General features: G+C 67.1%; 1 protein-coding gene and 1 pseudogene. Both read right to left on the bottom strand.

Annotation, left to right across the window (positions count from 1 at the left end):
• Positions 1 to 1,028 (bottom strand): 13E12 repeat family protein (locus tag MSZK_RS31120; RefSeq protein WP_099252362.1); only part of this gene is annotated, 1,028 nt, incomplete at its 3' end.
• Between the two features lie 82 nt (positions 1,029 to 1,110).
• Positions 1,111 to 1,202 (bottom strand): annotated as a pseudogene (locus MSZK_RS31115) (ribonuclease HI); the annotation flags it as partial.

The raw sequence follows: 1,202 nt of genomic DNA, 5'->3' as shown, positions 1-1,202 counted from the left end.
GCCGGCCACCGCCTCGAAAAGCATGACCATTGGCCGAGCTCTTCTGCTCCTGATTCAACAAGTTGGTAGGCGTGGGCGGCCATGCGGATGAGGTCGGGGATGGGTAGCAGGGTGCCGGCGGCGGTGACGGCGTGCCCGGTTTGGGCTTGGAGGTCTTGCACGGTGGCGGTGGCGATGACGGTGACGGGTAAGCCGTTGTGCTGTCCGAGCTTTGGATCGCCCAACTGTCCGCGGACCAAAGCCTTGAGGGCGTCGTGTTGGCGCTGGCCGTGGGTGCGGGAATCGCGTGCGGCCGCGTCGTGCGACGGCGTGATCGCGGGGTTGTCGTCGTTGGGGTTGCACATTCCCGGGGCGGCGAATTTCGCGAACCAGGGTTCCAGCTCTGCCTGCAGTTCGGGGTCGGCGAGCAGTTTGCCTTCCCGCATGCCGTCGGGGCGTTGGCGGCCCCAGGTGAAGCTGCGCTTGCGCGCACGGTCCTCGTCGGAGAACGTGCCATCGGGGTTCAGATGCAGGGCCAGGCGTGCGGCGACTTTTTCCAACTGGTCGGGGCGCAGCACCGTCGCTTTCTCCGCCAGTGACCGTTCGGCCTTTTCCCGTTCCACGGGCGGGACGTGGTCGGGCAGATCTCGGAAGAACTTCTGAATCACCTCGAGATGCTCGCCATCGATCTGCCCGTCGTGCCATACCTTCGCGGTCTCGGGCAGCGCCGGCGGCAACAGCTCGCCCGTCAAGGTGGTGCGCGGTGCCAACTGGGCGGCGTCGCGGATCCGGCGGCGGGCTTCGCGCGGACTGACCCGCAACACATCGGCCAGCGTGATCCCGACCGGCGGGCAGCCCTCGAACCGCTCCAACCGGGCTACCACCGCATGCGACAGGGCGATCTGGCGGCGGCGCGCATTCTCCAACCGGTCCACCACCGCGAACCGATCCGGCGGCGACAAGGACTCCACGTCGACGGCGGCCAGAGCGTCGACGGCATCGTCGAGAGCTCCCAGTGCCACATTTATCGAACAAGTGTTCGAGTCCATGTCGAAACGCTACGCCCGGCCGCCGACAGAAAATTCGGGCACAACCCGATCTGGGGATGAACCGGAGTGTGTGGACAACTCGCTAGAGCGCGACCGCCGCCGCGGCGACCGCCTCCTGCAATCCCCGCGTCGCCAGCTGATCGGCCAACTCGTTGTCCGCGACCCCGGAATGGC

This window comes from Mycobacterium sp. shizuoka-1, assembly GCF_002723835.1.
Lineage (GTDB): Bacteria > Actinomycetota > Actinomycetes > Mycobacteriales > Mycobacteriaceae > Mycobacterium.
Note: the sequence above shows the minus strand (reverse complement) of the source record. Positions and strands in the feature narration are given on the sequence as shown.